Below are 221 nucleotides of genomic sequence, written 5' to 3'. Positions count from 1 at the left end.
CACCGAATGCCTAAGGTTTCCTGAGGAAGGCTCGTCCGCTCAGGGTTAGTCAGGACCTAAGCCGAGGCCGACAGGCGTAGGCGATGGACAACAGGTTGATATTCCTGTACCCCCTCTTTATCGTTTGAGCAATGGAGGGACGCAGAAGGATAGAAGAAGCGTGCGATTGGTTGTGCACGTCCAAGCAGTTAGGCTGATAAGTAGGCAAATCCGCTTATCGT

1 rRNA gene is annotated in these 221 nt (G+C 52.9%); it reads left to right on the top strand.

Annotated features, from left to right (window positions below):
• Positions 1-221 (top strand): 23S ribosomal RNA (locus MR083_RS27505); the annotation flags it as partial.

Source organism: Bacillus cereus group sp. BfR-BA-01408, assembly GCF_022663305.1.
GTDB lineage: Bacteria > Bacillota > Bacilli > Bacillales > Bacillaceae_G > Bacillus_A > Bacillus_A pacificus.
This window is presented reverse-complemented; position numbering and strand designations above follow the sequence as displayed.